This window comes from Streptomyces sp. NPDC058145, assembly GCF_042884245.1.
Classification (GTDB): Bacteria; Actinomycetota; Actinomycetes; order Streptomycetales; family Streptomycetaceae; genus Streptomyces.
This window is the reverse complement of the sequence record NZ_JBHVUH010000011.1, coordinates 124,115-141,996: the sequence shown is the minus strand read 5'-3', so window position 1 is coordinate 141,996 and position 17,882 is coordinate 124,115. Positions and strand designations below refer to the sequence as shown.

Here is a 17,882-nt window from a genome sequence, read left to right as displayed (position 1 = left end):
CGACTCCGGCTCCCGTCTCTCCTCGCGAGGGGCGGGAGCTTCGTCATGTGCGAGCGTGTCCCGATGGTCCGCCCACTCCGGTTCGGCCACCGGGGTGCCTCGACGGAGTGCATGCCGGCTGCGAGTCGTCGGCGGTCGCTCGCGCGGTTCCCCGCGCCCCTCTGCGGAGCCGACGGTGCCGGGGCGGCCGAAAAGGGCCCCTCCGTTCGGAGGGGCCCTTCTCGTGTGCTGTGTGGGCGGCCCGTGGGGCGGCGCCGGTCAGCCGTGCCAGCTGTGCGGGGCGCGGAAGCCGGGCTCGCGCTCCAGACGGCGCCAGCCGGCCTTGGCACGGCCGCGGTGCGCCGGGGTGGCCGGCTGGGCGGCCGCACGGGCCAGGAGTACGGCCGTGATGGCGGCGACTTCCTCGGGCTCGGCGTGGCCCTTCTCGACGCGGATGTCAGTGTTCATGGGTGTCAGTCTCCGTCAGGAAGAGGTCCGCGGGGTTGCCGCGACGGGTCCGCTCGGTTACTGCGGGGGGTTGCCGTGCTTGCGGGAGGGCAGGTCGGCGTGCTTGGACTGCAGCATCGCCAGCGACTTCACCAGCACCTCGCGGGTCTCGGCGGGGTCGATAACGTCGTCGACCAGACCGCGCTCGGCCGCGTAGTACGGGTGCATCAGCTCGGCCTTGTACTCCTTGACCATCTCCTGCCGCATGGCCTCGGGGTCCTCGGCGTCGGCGATCTGGCGGCGGAAGATGACGTTGGCCGCGCCCTCGGCGCCCATCACGGCGATCTCGTTGGTGGGCCAGGCGTAGGTGAGGTCGGCGCCGATCGACTGGGAGTCCATCACGATGTACGCACCTCCGTACGCCTTGCGCAGGATCAGGGAGATCCTCGGCACGGTGGCGTTGCAGTAGGCGTACAGCAGCTTCGCTCCGTGCCTGATGATTCCACCGTGCTCCTGATCGACGCCGGGCAGGAAGCCGGGTACGTCCAGAAGAGTGACGATCGGGATGTTGAAGGCATCGCACATCTGCACGAAGCGGGCGGCCTTCTCGGACGCCTCGATGTCCAGCACGCCCGCCAGCACCTGGGGCTGGTTGGCGATGATGCCGACGACCTGGCCGTCCAGCCGGGCCAGCGCGCAGATGATGTTCCGCGCCCAGCGCTCGTGGACCTCGAGGTACTCGCCGTCGTCGACGATCTCCTCGATGACCTTGGTCATGTCGTACGGGCGGTTGCCGTCGGCCGGGACCAGGTCGAGCAGGACGTCGGAGCGGCGGTCCACCGGGTCCGAGGCGTCGGTCCCGGGCGGGTTCTCGCGGTTGTTCTGCGGCAGCAGCGACAGGAGGTAGCGCACCTCGGCGATGCACGTCTCCTCGTCGTCGTAGGCGAAGTGGCAGACGCCGGAGGTCTCGGCGTGCACATCGGCGCCGCCGAGCCCGTTCTGGGTGATCTCCTCGCCGGTGACCGCCTTGACGACGTCCGGGCCGGTGATGAACATCTGCGAGGTCTCGCGGACCATGAAGACGAAGTCCGTCAGCGCCGGGCTGTAGGCCGCCCCGCCCGCGCACGGGCCGAGCATCACGGAGATCTGCGGGATGACACCGCTGGCCTTCGTGTTGCGCTGGAAGATGCCGCCGTAGCCGGCGAGCGCGGAGACGCCCTCCTGGATGCGGGCACCCGCGCCGTCGTTGAGGGAGACCAGGGGCGCGCCGGCCGCGATGGCCATGTCCATGATCTTGTGGATCTTCGTGGCGTGGGCCTCGCCCAGGGCGCCGCCGAAGATCCGGAAGTCGTGGGCGTAGACGAAGACCGTACGGCCCTCAACCGTGCCCCAGCCCGTGATGACACCGTCGGTGTAGGGCTTCTTCGCCTCCAGGCCGAACCCGCTCGCCCGGTGCCGGCGCAGCTGCTCCACCTCCTGGAAGGATCCCGGGTCCAGGAGCAGCTCGATGCGCTCCCGCGCCGTCAGCTTGCCCTTGGCGTGCTGGGCGGTGGTCGCCTTCTCGCTGGGGCCGGCCACGGCCCGGGCACGGATCTCGTGCAGCTCGGCGACTCGCCCACGCGCGTCCGCCGGCTCCGCGGTCGGCTCACCCGTCGTCTCTTCCAAAACGGTCATGTAGTGACCTTACGAAGGACACCAAGGAAAGCGAGCCGTCGACTCCGTACAGTCTCCGGACCGTTTTCCTGGTACCACTGAACAGAACCACAGCGACATGCAGCCGTTCCGACTGCTCAGAGGGCGCTTCGGTTGTAGAGGGGACACAAAGCCGTCACCCGAGAGCGACCTCACATTGATGGGTGGCACATGCCATCCCTGGAGTGACACGGAGCCTCAGACGGCGGTCGGCGGCGAGGATCTCCACGGTGTCGTCGGCGTGGACGACCGAGCGCACCGGACGGTCCCAGACGATCTCCAGCGGCACGCCCGTGCGGGGCGGCTCACTGATCCACAGCGTAGCCCTCCGCCCCCGGCGGCGGACCAGTACGCTCGCCCCGGCGGCGGCGGACAGGCCACCGGCCGTGCCGGCCTCCCAGAAGTTGACGGCGGTCAGGCCGAGCGAGGGCACGGCGACGGCCTGGCGGCGGGCGTCGTTGGCGAGGACGCGCAGCCAGTGGCGGTCGGCGGCCCGGGCGGCGACCTCGCCGCGGTCGGCGCCTGGCATCAGCACGTAGACGTAGGCCGCGTCGGCCGGATCGGTGCCGTGGTCCAGCCAGAGGGTCTGCCAGCGGCGGGTGCGCCGCTCGTCCGTACTGGTGGTGTTGATGTCGGACCAGGCGCCGGTGCGGTCCTCGCGGAGGGTGCGCAGCACGCCGCCGCTCGGCAGCAGCCAGCCGCCGTGGTCCTCCAGATGGGCCCAGCCGGGGCCGCGCACGAAGGTCTGGGCGCCGCCCTCGCCGAGGTTGCGGTTGTCGACGACGGTCTCGACCGGGACGCCGTCGGCACAGCGGATCCCGGCGCCGAGGCAGACCACCGCGTCGGCGAGGAAGAACCAGGACTTGCGGGCCTCCAGGGTGGACTCCAGGCCCTTCAGGTGCTGGCCCACGGCCGCGTACTCGCCGTCGGTCGTGCCGCCGACCCAGCGGACGTCCGGCCTGGGCGCGCCCCACTCGCCGCCGGCCCGGTCGGCGAGGCGTCCGGTGGAGACGGTGGTGCCGGGAAGCCGGTACCAGTCGACGGTCGGCCAGTACCAGTCCGTGTACTGGTCGGACCGGGCGCCGCGCCCCACGGGCCACCAGGAGAGCATCCCGGAGCCGGTGTGCCAGCCGCGCGGGTTCTCGCCGTTGCCGCATTCGTAGTGGGCGATGCGGTCGCCGGCCATGGAGAGCGCGGCGGTGAAGCGCGGGCGGCGGTGGACGGCCCGGTCCATGGCCGGGAAGAGGCGGTGGCCGAGGGGTTCGGGGGCCGCGGGGACGGGCGAGGCGGCGACGGTGTGCAGCCGGGCCAGGTCCGCGACGCCGAACTGAGGGGCCGTCAGGATCGGTGTCACGGTGTCCCGTTCGATCCAGCCCTTGATGCGGCCGTACCAGCGCTGCCGCTCCTCCTCGCGCGCGCCGCCGGCCAGCAGGGCGACGGCCGCGATCAGCGCCTGGCCGTGGTAGTGGTCGCCGCGCATGACGTGCAGGTCGTCGCCGCGCAGGTAACCCCGGCTGATGGCACGGCCGTTGACGCAGTCCATCACCAGTCCGTCGTGGATCAGCGGGGCGTAGGCGTGCTCGACGCCGTCCAGGACGTTCCGCCGGGCGGGGTCGGTGATCTCCCACTGGGAGCCGGCGAGCAGGGCGAAGAGCCGGCCCAGACCGTCCAGCAGGACCTGGCCGTAGGTGCCGGAGTAGGCGACCCAGGTGTGCTGTACGAAGGAGCCGTCGGCGTAGAGGCCGTCGCCCTCGGTGACGTACGGGAAGACCGGCGAGAGGGCGTCCCGGGCGAGCGCGAGGCGGTCGCCGGCCCGGCCGAGGATGCCGCGCAGGGCGACGGAACGGCACAGGTCGACACGGTTGGCCCCGGTGGAGGTGCCGGAGTACTCGGTGAGCATCGTGTCCGGGATGAAGTGGTCGACGGCGGCGCAGGCCGCCGCGACGCGGTCCGCGCCGAGGTGGTCGTACAGGGCGGCCGTGATGTCGGTCAGCAGCCGGGGGCTGCCGATCTGCCACTCCCACCAGTTGCCGTAACGCGTGGTGGCGGGGTTGTAGACGGTCGCGGAGAGGTGGTCGAGGCCGCGGAGCACGCCGGCGAGGAGGGCGTCGTCGCCGGTGGCACCGGTGCCGGGCTGGACGTACGCCTGGGCCATGGTCCACAGGCGGCCGTAGCTGAAGGTGATCCCGGCGGGCGGGTCGAAGGGGTGGCCGGGCCACAGGGAAGCGGCGGCGGGGGCCATGCCGGCGTGGAAGTCACGGGCCATCGCGCCGAGTTGGGCGAGGCGGGAGGCGTACGGCTCGGTGGCCGGGTCGTATCCGGTGCCGAGGGCGATGTCGAGCCAGCGGCGGCGGAGGGTGTCGAAGGGGTCGGCGCCGGCCGCCGCCGCGCGGGCCACGGGCGCCGTGGCGGCGGTGAGGGCGGCGGCCAGCAGCAGTGCGCGTCGGCTCGGTCCCGTGCTCATGCGGCCGGTCACCGCCCTCCTGACTCAGCAGCCGCCGCAGTTGTAGTACAGGACGTCCCAGTGGCTGCCCTCGTCGGCGTAGATGTTGCCGGAGCCGGACTTGTACTGCGGGGCGCCGTCCCCACGCAGACCGATGTAGCTGAAGTTGTTCTTGATGTACGAGGTGACGCAGGTGTTCTTGCCGTAGTCGAGCTTGTAGCCGTTCCAGTGCGAGTAGGTGCCCGAGGCGTGACCCGTCTCGGTGCCGCCGGTGATGTTGAGGGCGCAGCCGCTGGCCTTCTTGAGGGTCTGGGCGCCCTGGGCGGTGGCGAGGTTGAGCTGCTCGAACGAGGTGCAGGTGGAGTTGTACCGGTCGGAGCAGTTGCCGGAGGACGACCAGGTGATGCCGATGGTGCGGAACATCCCGGTGGCGGTCGAGTGACTGATCTTGGTGACGGCGAAGGCGTCGGTGGCGGTGCCGACCACGGCGACGCCGGGGGCGACGACGAGGGCGAGCGCGGTCAGGACGGAGCGGGCCTTCAGTGCCTTCATGGGGAGAGACCTTCCTGCGGTGGGCCGTGCTTCCTGTGGTTCGGCTGTGCAGGTGGTGCGGGTGCGCAGAGAGATGGTGCCCGAGGTCTACGCGCGTTCGCCAGAGGGCGTACCCGGTTACTCTCCGTTTGCTCGAGAACACGTGGCGGATGATGTTGAAAACTCAACGGAATAGGTCTACGGTCGAAGTCGTTGGGCTAGTTGAACGTTAAACAGAAACCCCGTCGCGGCTTCCCCACGGAGTCGCGACCGTCCCCAAGGAGCACCGCATGGGCATCTTCGGCCGCAAGGAAAGCACCCCCGAGACCACCGTCGCCCCCGCCGCCGGCGCCGAACTGGCCGCGCTGACCGGCGAGTACACGATCGACCCGGCCCACACCACGATCGGCTTCGTGGCCCGCCATGCGATGGTCACCAACGTGAAGGGGAGCTTCCAGGAGTTCACCGGCGCGCTGCACCTGGACGGCGGCGACCCCGCGAAGTCCACCGCCACTCTGGACGTCCGGATGGACAGCATCGACACCGGCAACGTCGACCGTGACGGGCACCTGAAGTCCTCGGACTTCTTCAAGACCGACGAGTTCCCGGCGATGACCTTCCGCTCCACCCAGGCCGAAGCGCTCGGCGGCGACGACTACCGCATCACCGGCGACCTCTCCATCCTCGGCGTCACCAAGCCGATCACCATCGGCCTGGAGTTCAACGGCGCCGCGAAGGACCCCTTCGGCAACGAGCGCGTCGGCTTCGAGGGCAAGGCCGAGATCCTGCGCTCCGAGTGGGGCCTGACCTGGAACGCGGCCCTGGAGACCGGCGGCGTCCTCGTCTCCGACAAGATCAAGCTGGTCTTCGACATCTCGGCCATCAAGAACGCCTGAGCCCGCGGCGCCTCACCCGCGCCCAGCCTCGCACCGTCACGCCTCATCTCGTCCCCGCGGGCCGCGACAACGGCGTGGCGAAGACCCGCGATCGTGCCCGCCGGGGCGGTCGGTGAGCGGGGGTCAGAAGCCGCCGCCGAAGTCGCCGCCGCCTCCTCCGCCGTCGAAGCCGCCGCCGTCGCCGAAGCCGCCGCCGAAGTCGCCCGGGTCGAAGTCGGCGCCGGAGATGTCGCCGCCCTGGTAGCCGGCGGCGCCGAAGTCGCCGTAGTCGGTGCCGTAGTCGGAGGCGTAGGACGGGGTGGACATCATGCTGCCGAGCAGGGTGCCGACCAGGAGGCCGGGGAGGATGCCGCCGCCGAAGTAGCCGCCGGCCCAGGGGCCGTAGGCGGGGCCGGCGTCCCAGTAGGGGCGGCGGCCGTAGTCGGTGTCGACCTCGCGGATCACCGGGTCGCGGCCGTCGGCCAGGCGGGTGGCGTCGGCGGCGCAGACCGGGACCTCACGGAGGCTGCCGCCGGGCGGGGTCCAGGCCGCGTCGGTGACGGAGGGGCCGTGGCGGGGGTCGAAGAAGCAGGGCGGGCGGCGCTCCGGCAGGGGGCGGCCCTCGCGGCGGGCGGCCAGCTGGGCGAGGGAGAAACGGCCGTCCTCCAGGGTCTCGGTGACCGGCCGGACGTCCTCGGGTCTGCGCGCCTCGGCCATGTCCTGCTTGGCCTTGTCGTAGGCGTCGAGGGCCCGTTCGTAGTCCGCGCGCATCGCGTCGTCGGCGCCCGGCTCGGCCGGGTGGAAGTCCAGACGGTCGAGCTCCTCGCCGAAGGCGGTGATGTCCTCGTCCACGACCACCCGCAGCCGGTCCAGCGCGGCCCGCTGCTCCTCGGCGTGACGGCGGCGGTTGCGGCGGACCAGGGTGTAGGCGCCCGCGCCGCCGGCCACCAGGATGACGCCCGCCGTGATCAGCGCCGTGCTCGACGCCCCTGACCCGCCGCCCTGACCACCCCAGCTCGCGGGGGCACGGCCGCCCATGTTGGCCAGGGCGCGGTCGGTGAAGTCGGTGAGCTGGGTCTTGGCGTCCTCGCCCTGCACGCTGGCGACCAGGTTCCGCACGGCGGTGCGGGAGAGGACCGAGGAGTCCGCTCGGGCGTCGAAGCGGTCGCCGAGCCGGATGGCGTACAGGCCGGTGATGCCGGTGGCCGTGCGCAGGTCGGAGAAGAGGTTCGCGGTCGGGTAGCCGGCGGGCAGGACCGTGACGAAGAGGGGCTTGCCGGCGCCCTTGACCTGCTTGGCGAGCCCGTCGGCGTCGGCCCTGGACAACTGCCCGGCGGCCGCCGGGTCGACGTAGACCGGGCTCTTGCGCAGGGCCTGGGCGATGCCGGACACACTGGTGGCCGCCATCGCGCCGGGGGCCAGGGTGGTCGCGACGAGCAGCGCCAGTGCGGCCAGCAGCAGCGCCGGGAGGCTTCGGGTCCGAGGGACGGCCTTCACCCTTCGAAACTACCCGAAGCCTCCCAAAAGAGTCAGGTACGCGGCTCGCCGGGGGGACTCACGCGGCCCGGTAGGCCTCCGTGAGCTTCTGCACCGCCTTTCCGTAGTGGCCGGTCAGCAGCAGGTGGTCCGCGTCGGCGAAGGGCTTCGCCACCGCCGCCGTCATCCGGTCGCCCACCTCCCGCTGGACGATCAGCCGCGCCCGGGTGACCAGCTCCCGTCCGGCCCGGTCGGCGCCCGTCCGCTCCGCCGCCGCTGCCGCCGTCCCGAGCGCCCGCAGCGTGGCCGCGCCGCCCCGCGGGACACGGGTGAGCGTGGTCAGGCCCCAGCCGTAGGGGAACTGCGGATCGTACGACGCGTCACCGACGTTGATCGGCAGCTGGGACTCCGAGCGGGGCCAGGTGACGGGGAGCTGCCCGGTGAAGGGCCGCCTGCCGTAGAGGACGTCGGCGACACCGGCGCCCTCGGTACCCGGCAGCCAGGAGGCGACCAGCGCGTCGACCCGGCCGAGCCGGTCACCGATCAGCTGCGGGCGCCCGGAGACGATCAGCACCGCGCACTTCATGGCCGCGCAGACCTTGTCCACGGCGGCCTGGTCGGCGGCCGAGAGGGCGAGCCGGTGGCCGTTGCCGACGTCGCCGACCCCCTCCGCGTACGGGGTCTCGCCGACGACGACCACACCGGCGTCGTAGCCGCCGGTCGGTGCGGAGGCGTCCTTGGAGTACGTGACGTCCCCGCCCGCCTCGCGCATGCCGTCGAGAATCGTCGTACCCGGGACGGTGTTCCCGGAGCCCCCCTGCCAGGTGACGGTCCAGCCGCCGGTCTGGTTGCCGATGTCGTCGGCGTTCGACCCGGCGACGTAGACCTTCTCGCCCTTCTTCAGGGGCAGCAGCCCGCCGCTGTTCTTCAGCAGCACCTGGGACTCGGCCGCCGCCCGGCGGGCCACCGTCCGGTGCGCCGGGGAGCCGATGGCGGCGGCGCCGCGGGTGTCGGCGTACGGGTGCTCGAAGAGGCCGAGCCGGAACTTCTGGGTGAGGATGCGGGAGACGGCGTCGTCGATCCGCCGCTCACTGATCCGGCCGGCCCGCACCTCGTCGGCGAGCGTGCCGGTGAAGTCCTTGTACGTGTACGGCACCATCATCATGTCCAGGCCCGCGTTGACCGAGGTGCGGACATGGGAGGCGTAGTCGCCGGGGAGCTGGTCGATGGCGTTCCAGTCGCTGATGACGAACCCGTCGAAGCCCATGCGGCCCTTGAGCACGCCGTTGATCATGTCGGCCCGGGCGTGCATCTTCACCGGGCCCTGTCCGTCGCCGAGGATGTCGAGCGAGGAGTACGACGGCATGACCGTGCCGATGCCCCGGTCGACGGCGCTCTCGAACGGCGCCAGGTGGACGGCCTCGAACTGCTTCCGGGTGACCTTGGTGACGCCCTGGTCGATCGTGTAGGTGCCGGTGGTCGAGGAGCCGTACCCGGTGCCGCCGTCACCGACGAAGTGCTTGGCGGTGGCGAGCACCTTGTCGCCGCGGCTCAGGTCCCTGCCGTCGGCCCGGCCCTGCAGTCCCTGGATGACGGTCTCCATCGACTCGACCAGCGCCGGGTCCTCGCCGAAGGACTCGTAGGAGCGTCCCCAGCGTTCGTCGCGGCTCACGCACAGGCAGGGCGCGAAGTCCCAGGGGATGCCGGTGGCCCGGACCTCGGCCGCCGTCACCGCGCCGGTCCGCTCCGCGAGTCGGGGATCACGGGTGGCACCGAGGCCGACGTTGTGCGGCATGATCGTGGCGCCGACCAGGTTGTTGTGGCCGTGGACCGCGTCGACCCCGTAGATCAGCGGGATCTGGAAGCGGGTCGCCCGCGCCCGCGACTGGAAGGCGTCGATCATCTTCGCCCAGGCGTCCGGCGTGTTGGGCGTGGGGGTCGAGCCGCCGCCGGAGAGGAGCGAGCCGAGCGCGTATCCGGCGATGTCCCCCTGGTCGGTCAGGGCGCCGCGCTCGGCCTGGGTCATCTGGCCGGCCTTCTCCGCCAGGGACATACGGCTCAGCAGGTCCGCCACCCGCTTGCGCACGGGCAACTTGGCGTCCAGGTAGGGCAGTCCGTGGGCGTCGATGACGACCTGCGGCGTCTCGGCGGGCGCCTTGGCGCCGGTCACCGTGAGGTTCAGCGGGATGGTCTCGGCGGGCTCGGCGGCCTTGTCCCGGAGGGTGGGCACCCGGACGGTCCGCGCGGTGCCGGAGGCGGTGCCCGCCGGGAAGGTGAGGGTGCCGGAGACCGGGGTGTAGTCGCTGCCGGGGCCGGCGGTGCCGCCCGCCGTCGTGTACGAGACGGTCACGGGTTCGTCGAGGGGCCGGGCACCGGTGGTGGCCACGGTGACCCCGACCTTCGCCGTACCGCCCTCCTCGACCGGGTACACGGCCGCGCCGGTGCTCACCGAGGCGCGCAGCGACTGGTCGGCCCGGCCGTACAACTCCACGTCGTCCATGGCGAAGTGGCCCTTGACGCCGGTCGGCAGCGTGACCGCGTAACCCCACATCCGGTCCAGGCCGAGGACGTGGTCGATGCCGCCGACGGGCTGGTAGTCCGTGCGATAGGTGAAGTCGGCGAAGGGGATCTCGATCTGTTTCCAGCCGGTGAAGTCGTCGGTGAAGGAGGTGGTCCACAGCTCGGAGGCCTCGCCGTGGGCGCCGCCGTCCTTGATCTCGAAGGCGATCTTCCCGCCGTTGTCCTGGCCGTCCCACCAGAACCGGATGCCCCGGTGGGCGGACCAGTCGTGGCCGGGCTCGGTGGCGGCGAAGTCGTGGGTGAACCCGCCGTAGCCGCTGATGTCGTAGGAGCCGGTGAGGACCTGGGCGCCCTCGGGGGCATCGGTGCGGGTGGCCGTCTGGAGGGCCGGCGGGTCGTCCGTGTCGCCGCCCCAGGTGAAGATGCCCTCGGCGGGCTGGGCGGCGAACGGGACCTCGCCCTCGAAGCGGTCTACGGGGACGGGGGCGGGATCGTCGGCGGCTCGCGCGGTCGCCCAGGGGAGCAGCCCGGTGAGGAGTGCGGCGGAGACGAGCAGGGCGGTTCTTCGCATGTACCTTCCCTCGGCTCTTGATTCACTCATGACTTAGATCACGTCGTGAGTTAACTGGCTCCCCACGGCGCCGTCAATACTTCACGTCAGAAGTGGTACGGGACCAACGGGCGGCCGGATGAAGGCGGTTGTGCGTTCGGAAGCTGAATGCGCAACCTCTTGACGCGCCCTCGAAGCCGTCATTTACTCACGGCTCGCACGCCCCCATCCCCCACCTCCCGAAGGGCGGCGCTCCATGAGACGACCCCTGCGCACGGCCCGGCTGCTGCTCGCCGGCCTGCTCACCACCGCCGGGCTCACGACCCTCGGCATGCCCTCCGCGCACGCGGCCGGCGAGCAGGTCACGGCCTGGCTCACCACCACCGACGACTCCGGCGGACGGCACGTCGTGCGCGGCCTCCAGGCGCAGACGCCGTTCGCCTTCCAGTCCGGGGCCGGCGGCAGCGGCGAGAACATCACCGTCGACGAGAACACCCGGTACCAGACGTTCACCGGCGGCGGCGCGTCGTTCACGGACACCGCGGCCTGGCTGATGAACGGCAGCGGCGCGCTCTCGCAGGCGACGCGGGACGCGACCATGAAGAAGCTGTTCTCGCCCACGGACGGCATCGGGCTGTCGTTCCTGCGCAATCCGATGGGCGCCTCGGACCTGGCGCGGTACGGGTACACGTACGACGACGTGCCGGCCGGGCAGACGGACCCGAACCTGAACAGCTTCTCCATCTCGCACGACCTCGCGGACGTCGTCCCGCTGACCAGGCAGGCCCTCCGGCTCAACCCTTCCCTGACTGTCATGGCCTCGCCATGGACGGCTCCGGCCTGGATGAAGGACAGCGGCTCGCTCAACGGCGGCTGGCTGAAGGCGGAGGACTACGGGGCCTACGCCTCGTACTTCGTGAAGTACCTCCAGGCGTACGAGAACCAGGGCATCGACGTCTCGTACGTCACCCCGCAGAACGAGCCGACGTGCTGCTCCGGCTATCCGTCGATGAGCTGGAACGCCTCCGGCATCCAGTACTTCCTCAAGAGCGAGCTGCTGCCCAGGCTCCAGTCCGCCGGACTCGGGACCAAGGTGCTGGCGCACGACTGGAACTGGGACGTCTACGACTCCTACGCGGCCCAGAGCGTCGACGACGCGGCCATCCGCAACCATCCCAACTTCGGCGGCATCGCCTGGCACGGCTACGGCGGTGACATCGCCAAGCAGACCTCGGTCCACAACCAGTACCCGAACCTGGACGCGTTCGGGACCGAGCACTCCGGCGGCACCTGGATCGCCAACCAGCAGCGCGAGGACATGAACAACATCATCGACTACACCCGCAACTGGGCGAAGTCGGTGACCAAGTGGTCCCTCGCGGTGGACCAGAACATGGGCCCGCACAACGGAGGTTGCGGCACCTGCACCGGTCTGGTCACCGTGCACAACGGCGACGGGGCGAGCGGGACCGTCGACTACACCGTCGAGTACTACACCATGGGCCACCTGACCAAGTTCGTCCGGCCGGGCGCCCAGCGCATCGCCTCGACGGCGTCGAGCGCCGTGCCCAACGTGGCGTGGCGCAACCCCGACGGGAGCAAGGCGCTGATCGCGTACAACGACTCGGCGTCGGCGAAGACGGTGACCATCGACTGGGGTGCACAGCACGCCACTTACTCGCTGCCCGGCAGGACCTCGGCCACGTTCACCTGGTCCGGCACCCAGTCCGGCGGCTCCGCCGTCAGCGGCTCGTTCGTCGGGCCGGCCGGCAAGTGCCTCGACGTGGCGGGCGGTTCGAGCGCGAACGGCACCGCGGTGCAGCTCTACGACTGCAACGGCAGCGCGGCGCAGAAGTGGACGGTCGCGGCCGACGGCTCGGTACAGGCGCTCGGCAAGTGCCTCGACGTCACGTCCGGCTCGACGGCCGACGGGGCCAAGGTGCAGTTGTACGACTGCAATGGAACCGGTGCCCAGCGGTGGTCGTACAACTCCGCCACCGGTGATGTGGTGAACACGGCGGCCGACAAGTGCCTCGACGTCACCGACAACTCCTCGGCGAACGGTGCCCGGGCCCAGATCTGGTCGTGCACGGGTGCCGCCAACCAGAAGTGGAAGCTGCAGTAGGGCGGGACACCTCCCGTCCGTGAGGGGGCGGGGCATGCGCAGGAGTGCCGTACTGACGACGGTCGCCGGGTGTCTGCTGCTCGGCGGCTGTACGGCGGTCGATCTGCCGCTGGCCGGGGTGGGGGTCGGCGCGGACGGTGCGCCGTACGCGCTGATCCGGCCGTGTGGCGACGACGGCTACCAGGGGCCCCACCTGGACGGGCGGCCGCGCGGCGGTGGTGCCGGGCCCGTCACCACGGGATGGGACGTGCGGAAGGAGGATCTGCACGGCGACGCCGACTTCCCCCTGTTCACGCCGCCGGGGAGCTGGCGGGCCCGGCACCGGGGCGAGCGGCGGCTGCTCCCCCGCCACCGGTACGAGCTGGGCTTCGGGCACTACGTGACCGGCGACTCGTACAACGGGAAGGTGGAGTTCACCGGGGAGCGGATCGGGCGGCTGAGGCCCGGGCAGGTCTGGGCCGACGGCCGGGTGATGAGCCGGGCCGGCTTCGAGAAGCTCGCGGCGGATTCCTGCTGAGCGGCACGCCTTGTCGCGGATCGGCTTTGCACGCTTCATGGTGGTCGTAGGGAAAGCCGTCCGGGACCGGGAGTGCGCCACATGACCACAGCACGGGATCTGTTCATCGTCGGCACCGACGTCCCCGGCGACCGCCCCGTGGAACAGGGCGACCTGTCTCTGGCGCTCGCGGGTGCCGAGCTCGTCGACCTGCTCGGCGCCCGTGCCGTGACCCTGGAGGGTGAGCGCATGGTGCCGGGGCCGCCGCTGGCCCTGGATGACCGGCTGCTGGACGAGGCGGGCTCGGCGCTGGTCCGGCAGGAGCCGTACGAGACGGTCGGGGACTGGCTGTGGCGCCGGGGCGAGGGGCTGGCCTCGGCCTACTTCGACGTCCTGGACACCGAGGGGCAGCTCACCGGCGAGCGCAGGCCCTGGTTCCCGCGCCGGCCGCGGACCGCCGCGGCCGCCGACACCGCGGCCCGGCGGCAGGCCACCGACCGCTGGGAGTCCCGCGAGCCGGTCCTCGCCACGCTCGCGGCCGCCCTGGGCATCGGGGGCGGGGAAGAGGCCGGGGAGGAGTTCACCGACGAGCCGGTCGTGACCGTGCTGGCCGCGGTCGGCGACGCGGTGACGGAGCTGACCGCAGTGCGGCAGCGCCGGGAGATCGAGAACGCGGCCTTCGACAACATCTGGCGCGCGCCCTGACTCAGCGCACCGGCTGCCCGATCCCCAGCAGGTTGCCCTCGCTGTCCCGGAACCAGGCGCCCCGCTCCCCGCGGGCGCCCTTGCTCGGGTAGTTGCCCTCGATCTCGGCGATGCCGTCCCGGGTGCGGAGCCCGGGCGCGTCGACCTCCTCGAAGACCACCCCACGCCGCCGCAGCTCCGCGACGACGGCCCCGAGGTCGCCGTCGGTCTCGAAGCCCATCTGGGTGAAGGTGCCGGGCGAGGCCCCGGTGGAGCGGAACAATACGAAGTCCGTTCCGCCGCACCGGTACAGCAGCCCGCCGGGACGTTCGTCGACGGGCCGCAGTCCGAGTTTCTCGGCGTAGAAGCGGCGGGCCCGGTCCAGGTCCGCGGCGGGCAGCCGGGTCGCCACGCGGGCGCCTGACAGGAGAGCGCTGTCGTCTTCGGTCATGCCTCCACTGTGGCTACTCGGCCGGCTCCACGCCCGCCCGCAGCAGCCCGTAGGTGTAGGCGTCCTCCAGGGCCTGCCAGGACGCGGCGATGACGTTCTCCGCGACGCCGACCGTGGACCACTCGGCGCCGCCGTCGGAGGTGGAGATCAGGACCCGGGTGGTGGAGGAGGTGCCGTGCACGCCCTCCAGGATGCGGACCTTGTAGTCCACCAGGTCCAGCTTGGCGAGCTGCGGGTAGATCTTCTCCAGCGCCACCCGCAGGGCGCGGTCCAGGGCGTTGACCGGGCCGTTGCCCTCCGCGGTGGCGACGATCCGCTCGCTCTTGGCCCACAGCTTGACGGTGGCCTCGTTGGCGTGGGTGCCGTCGGGGCGGTCCTCGACGATGGCCCGCCAGGACTCGACCTCGAAGTACTTCAGCGGCCTGCCCTCGACCTCGGCCCTGAGCAGCAGCTCGAAGGAGGCGTCGGCGGCCTCGTAGGTGTAGCCCTCGAGCTCGCGCTCCTTCACCCGCTCGACCACCCGGCCGACCAGCTCCCGGTCGCCGCCGAGGTCGATGCCGAGCTCCTTGCCCTTCAGTTCGATGGAGGCCCGGCCCGCCATGTCGGAGACCAGCATGCGCATGGTGTTGCCGACCAGCTCGGGGTCGATGTGCTGGTACAGATCGGGGTCGACCTTGATCGCGGAGGCGTGCAGGCCCGCCTTGTGGGCGAAGGCGGAGACGCCGACGTACGGCTGGTGCGTGGAGGGCGTGAGGTTGACGACCTCGGCGATCGCGTGCGAGATCCGGGTGGTCTCGCGCAGCCGGCCCTCCGGCAGCACCTTCTTGCCGTACTTCAGCTCCAGGGCCGCGACCACCGGGAACAGGTTGGCGTTGCCGACGCGCTCGCCGTAGCCGTTGGCCGTGCACTGCACGTGGGTGACACCGGCGTCGACGGCGGCCAGGGTGTTGGCGACCGCGCAGCCGGTGTCGTCCTGGGCGTGGATGCCCAGCCGGGCACCGGTGTCGGCGAGGACCGTGGAGACGACCGCGTTGACCTGGGCGGGCAACATGCCGCCGTTGGTGTCGCAGAGGATGACGACGTCGGCGCCGGCCCGTGCGGCCGTGCGCACGACCGCCTTCGCGTACTCGGGGTTGGCGCGGTAGCCGTCGAAGAAGTGCTCGCAGTCCACGAAGACCCGGCGGCCCTGTTCGCACAGGTATGACACGGTGTCCCGGACCATCTCCAGGTTCTCGTCCAGCGTGGTGCGCAGCGCCAGCTCGACATGCCGGTCGTGCGACTTGGCGACCAGCGTGATCACCGGGGCGCCGGAGTCGAGCAGGGCCTTGACCTGGGGGTCGTCCGCCGCCTTGGATCCGGCGCGGCGGGTGGCGCCGAAGGCGACCAGCTTGGCGTGCCGGAAGTCGATCTCCTGCTGGGCCCGTGCGAAGAACTCGGTGTCCCGCGGGTTGGCGCCGGGCCAGCCGCCCTCGATGAAGCCCACGCCGAAGTCGTCCAGGTGCCGTGCGATGGCGAGCTTGTCCGCGACCGTGAGGTTGATGCCCTCGCGCTGCGCGCCGTCGCGCAGCGTGGTGTCGAAGACGTGGAACGAGTCGTCGAGCTCGCTGGTTACCGTCTCGGTCATGAGTTCAAGGCTCCTGATTGTGAATCTTCGGTCTTACCGGAATGTCCGGCTCCACCGCCCCTGCGATACTCCTCGCGCCGCGCCTCCCGGCCGTGGGTGAGCCGGAAAACGAAAAGACCCCTCGCGGGTGCGAGAGGTCTGCGCGCGGGTCTGAGACGACGATGGCCATCCGCACCTGGTAGTACGAGATGGTCACTGCGGACCGGCGCGCCTGCTGCCGATAATCATGGCGAACGAGGGCACGGAGGAAGTTTCGCACAGTCCCGGCCCCGGCCGGCCGGCCGTCTCAGCATCCGGTCGCCGCGGTGGACGGGGCGCGGCCCCGGGCCCGCCCGCGACGTCAGGCGTCCGGCACCCGCGGTGCGTGCAGCGCTTCGGCGAGGAACTCCCGCACGTGGGAGATCACCTGCTCGCGGTCCGTGCCGCGCAGGCCGATGGCGACATGGATGGAGAAGCCGTCCAGCAGGGCGCGCAGCCGGGCGGCGAAGCGGTCCGCGTCGACCGGCCGGAACTCACCGCGCGAGACGCCCTCGGCGATCAGCGCGACCAGGTCGCGGTGCCAGGCGCCCTCGATGGCGGCCTGCCGCTCCCGGGCGTCCTCGGCGGCGTTCTGCGAGCGGTTCCAGACCTCCAGCCACAGGGTCCAGTGCGGGTCGCGGTGGCCGTCGGGGACGTACAGGCCGACGTACGCCTCCAGCCGCTCGCGGGCGGAGCCCGGGCGGGTGAGCAGCCGGCCGCGCTCGGCGCCGAGCCGGCCCTCGCTCCATTCCAGGGTGCGCAGCAGCAGCTCGTCCTTGGAGCGGAAGTAGTACAGCAGGTGGCCGCTGCTCATCCCGACCTCACGGCCGAGCGCCGCCATGGTGAGCTTCTCCAGACCGCGCTCGGCGATCATGTCCATGGCGGCTGCGAGGACGTCCTCGCGTGGCGGCGCGTTCCGGCGCGCACCGGCCATCGGCTGCTCCTAGCTCTTCGGCTGCTGTTGTGTGATGCAGTGGATGCCTCCCCCGCCGGCGAAGATCGTACGGGCGTTCACCGGCGTCACCTCCCGGTCGGGGAACAGGCGGCGGAAGAGGCCGGCCGCGACCTCGTCGTTCGGGTCGCCGAAGGCGCAGAGCACGACGCCGCCGTTGCACAGGTAGTGGTTGATGTAGGAGTAGTCGACCCAGTCGCCCTCCTCGTCCTTCAGGACGGTGGGAGCGGGCACCTCGACGACCTCCAGGGGGCGCCCCCGGGCGTCGGTCTCGCCGCGAAGGATCTCCAGGTACGTCCTCGAGCGGGCGTGGTCCGGGTGGGCGGGGTCCCGCTGGCTGTGCACCAGGACCGTGCCGGGCCGGGCGAAGGCCGCGACGATGTCGACATGGCCCTGGGTGCCGTACCTGCCGTAGTCGCCGGACAGGCCGTGCGGGAGCCAGATCGCCTTGCTGGTGCCGAGCCTGGCGTGGATCTCCGCCTCGACCCGCTCGCGGCTCCACCCGGGGTTGCGGCCGGCGCCGAGCTGGACGGTCTCGGTGAGCAGCACCGTGCCCTCGCCGTCGACGTGGATCGCGCCGCCCTCGTTGACGAGTTCGCTGCTCAGCACCGGCACCCCGGCCAGGTCCGCGACCTGGCGGGCGATCTTGGAGTCGTGCTCCCAGCGGGCCCAGTCCTGCCCGCCCCAGCCGTTGAACACCCAGTCCACGGCGGCCGGCCGGCCCTGCCCGTCGATCACGAAGGTCGGTCCGATGTCGCGCATCCACGCGTCGTCGAGCTCGCGCTCCACCAGCTCGACGTCCGGGCCGAGCAGCGCGCGCGCCGACTCGCCCTGGCCGGGGCCGTGCACCATCGTCACCGGCTCGAAGCGGCGCACCGCGCGGGCCACCCCCGCCCAGGCGGCGCGGGCCGCGGCCAGCTCCTCACCGTCGGCGAAGGTCGGGTTGGGGCCCGGCCAGGCCATCCAGGTGCGCTCGTGCGGGGCCCACTCGGGGGGCATGCGGTAGGTCATGGACAGGT

Annotated in this window: 14 protein-coding genes; 4 read left to right on the top strand and 10 right to left on the bottom strand. The window is 71.7% G+C overall.

Going from position 1 to position 17,882, the window contains the following annotated elements; genetic code table 11:
• Window positions 1–258 precede the first annotated feature (258 nt).
• From ACFVVO_RS25200 to ACFVVO_RS25185, 4 genes are all read right to left on the bottom strand, one after another.
• A complete protein-coding gene (locus ACFVVO_RS25200) occupies window positions 259–447 on the bottom strand; it encodes an acyl-CoA carboxylase subunit epsilon (protein ID WP_390057863.1) in 189 nt (62 codons plus the stop codon).
• Window positions 448–504: 57 nt separating this feature from the next.
• Window positions 505–2,100 carry an acyl-CoA carboxylase subunit beta gene (locus ACFVVO_RS25195; protein WP_390057862.1) on the bottom strand — a complete coding sequence of 532 codons (1,596 nt, stop codon included), beginning with the start codon at window positions 2,098–2,100 and terminating at the stop codon, window positions 505–507.
• Window positions 2,101–2,254: 154 nt separating this feature from the next.
• Complete coding sequence (locus ACFVVO_RS25190) at window positions 2,255–4,582, bottom strand: polysaccharide lyase 8 family protein (RefSeq protein ID WP_390057861.1); 2,328 nt, start codon at window positions 4,580–4,582, stop codon at window positions 2,255–2,257.
• A 24-nt stretch (window positions 4,583–4,606) separates the two neighbouring features.
• A complete protein-coding gene (locus tag ACFVVO_RS25185; RefSeq protein WP_390057860.1) occupies window positions 4,607–5,113 on the bottom strand; it encodes a hypothetical protein in 507 nt (168 codons plus the stop codon).
• Between the two features lie 269 nt (window positions 5,114–5,382).
• On the opposite strand from ACFVVO_RS25185, the gene ACFVVO_RS25180 reads away from it, so the two are divergent.
• Window positions 5,383–5,988, top strand: coding sequence for a YceI family protein (locus ACFVVO_RS25180; RefSeq protein WP_390057859.1), 606 nt, complete (start codon window positions 5,383–5,385; stop codon window positions 5,986–5,988).
• Between the two features lie 123 nt (window positions 5,989–6,111).
• Here the strand turns inward: ACFVVO_RS25180 and ACFVVO_RS25175 are convergent, their stop codons facing one another.
• Window positions 6,112–7,464, bottom strand: a complete 1,353-nt coding sequence (locus ACFVVO_RS25175; protein WP_390057858.1) for a hypothetical protein — start codon at window positions 7,462–7,464, stop codon at window positions 6,112–6,114.
• 58 nt (window positions 7,465–7,522) lie between these two features.
• Window positions 7,523–10,534: a carbohydrate binding domain-containing protein gene (locus tag ACFVVO_RS25170; RefSeq protein WP_390057857.1), complete on the bottom strand. Its 3,012-nt coding sequence runs from the start codon at window positions 10,532–10,534 to the stop codon at window positions 7,523–7,525.
• A 235-nt stretch (window positions 10,535–10,769) separates the two neighbouring features.
• Between ACFVVO_RS25170 and ACFVVO_RS25165 the strand changes: the two genes are divergently transcribed.
• The 3 genes from ACFVVO_RS25165 (at window position 10,770) to ACFVVO_RS25155 (ending at window position 13,839) form a co-directional block, all read left to right on the top strand.
• Window positions 10,770–12,638, top strand: a complete 1,869-nt coding sequence (locus tag ACFVVO_RS25165; protein ID WP_390057856.1) for a ricin-type beta-trefoil lectin domain protein — start codon at window positions 10,770–10,772, stop codon at window positions 12,636–12,638.
• A 34-nt stretch (window positions 12,639–12,672) separates the two neighbouring features.
• Window positions 12,673–13,155, top strand: coding sequence for a hypothetical protein (locus ACFVVO_RS25160; RefSeq protein ID WP_390057855.1), 483 nt, complete (start codon window positions 12,673–12,675; stop codon window positions 13,153–13,155).
• Window positions 13,156–13,236: 81 nt separating this feature from the next.
• Window positions 13,237–13,839 carry a GPP34 family phosphoprotein gene (locus tag ACFVVO_RS25155; protein ID WP_390057854.1) on the top strand — a complete coding sequence of 201 codons (603 nt, stop codon included), beginning with the start codon at window positions 13,237–13,239 and terminating at the stop codon, window positions 13,837–13,839.
• Between the two features lies 1 nt (window position 13,840).
• Here ACFVVO_RS25155 and ACFVVO_RS25150 read toward each other — a convergent pair whose 3' ends face one another.
• From ACFVVO_RS25150 to ACFVVO_RS25135, 4 genes are all read right to left on the bottom strand, one after another.
• Complete coding sequence (locus ACFVVO_RS25150) at window positions 13,841–14,269, bottom strand: VOC family protein (protein ID WP_390057853.1); 429 nt, start codon at window positions 14,267–14,269, stop codon at window positions 13,841–13,843.
• Between the two features lie 13 nt (window positions 14,270–14,282).
• Window positions 14,283–15,893: a citramalate synthase gene (gene cimA / locus ACFVVO_RS25145; RefSeq protein ID WP_390057852.1), complete on the bottom strand. Its 1,611-nt coding sequence runs from the start codon at window positions 15,891–15,893 to the stop codon at window positions 14,283–14,285.
• 340 nt (window positions 15,894–16,233) lie between these two features.
• Window positions 16,234–16,845, bottom strand: a complete 612-nt coding sequence (locus ACFVVO_RS25140) for a TetR/AcrR family transcriptional regulator (protein WP_390057851.1) — start codon at window positions 16,843–16,845, stop codon at window positions 16,234–16,236.
• 9 nt (window positions 16,846–16,854) lie between these two features.
• Complete coding sequence (locus ACFVVO_RS25135) at window positions 16,855–17,874, bottom strand: agmatine/peptidylarginine deiminase (protein WP_390057850.1); 1,020 nt, start codon at window positions 17,872–17,874, stop codon at window positions 16,855–16,857.
• Window positions 17,875–17,882: the final 8 nt, after the last annotated feature.

What these genes read in the sequence shown, in the direction of transcription:
- ACFVVO_RS25170 (WP_390057857.1), bottom strand. Translation starts at nt 10,534, where the DNA reads ATGCGAAGAACCGCCCTGCTCGTCTCCGCCGCACTCCTCACCGGGCTG.
- ACFVVO_RS25155 (WP_390057854.1), top strand. Translation starts at nt 13,237, where the DNA reads ATGACCACAGCACGGGATCTGTTCATCGTCGGCACCGACGTCCCCGGC.
- ACFVVO_RS25195 (WP_390057862.1), bottom strand. Translation starts at nt 2,100, where the DNA reads ATGACCGTTTTGGAAGAGACGACGGGTGAGCCGACCGCGGAGCCGGCG.
- ACFVVO_RS25200 (WP_390057863.1), bottom strand. Translation starts at nt 447, where the DNA reads ATGAACACTGACATCCGCGTCGAGAAGGGCCACGCCGAGCCCGAGGAA.
- ACFVVO_RS25180 (WP_390057859.1), top strand. Translation starts at nt 5,383, where the DNA reads ATGGGCATCTTCGGCCGCAAGGAAAGCACCCCCGAGACCACCGTCGCC.
- ACFVVO_RS25185 (WP_390057860.1), bottom strand. Translation starts at nt 5,113, where the DNA reads ATGAAGGCACTGAAGGCCCGCTCCGTCCTGACCGCGCTCGCCCTCGTC.
- ACFVVO_RS25135 (WP_390057850.1), bottom strand. Translation starts at nt 17,874, where the DNA reads ATGACCTACCGCATGCCCCCCGAGTGGGCCCCGCACGAGCGCACCTGG.
- cimA (WP_390057852.1), bottom strand. Translation starts at nt 15,893, where the DNA reads ATGACCGAGACGGTAACCAGCGAGCTCGACGACTCGTTCCACGTCTTC.
- ACFVVO_RS25150 (WP_390057853.1), bottom strand. Translation starts at nt 14,269, where the DNA reads ATGACCGAAGACGACAGCGCTCTCCTGTCAGGCGCCCGCGTGGCGACC.
- ACFVVO_RS25190 (WP_390057861.1), bottom strand. Translation starts at nt 4,582, where the DNA reads ATGAGCACGGGACCGAGCCGACGCGCACTGCTGCTGGCCGCCGCCCTC.
- ACFVVO_RS25165 (WP_390057856.1), top strand. Translation starts at nt 10,770, where the DNA reads ATGAGACGACCCCTGCGCACGGCCCGGCTGCTGCTCGCCGGCCTGCTC.
- ACFVVO_RS25160 (WP_390057855.1), top strand. Translation starts at nt 12,673, where the DNA reads ATGCGCAGGAGTGCCGTACTGACGACGGTCGCCGGGTGTCTGCTGCTC.
- ACFVVO_RS25140 (WP_390057851.1), bottom strand. Translation starts at nt 16,845, where the DNA reads ATGGCCGGTGCGCGCCGGAACGCGCCGCCACGCGAGGACGTCCTCGCA.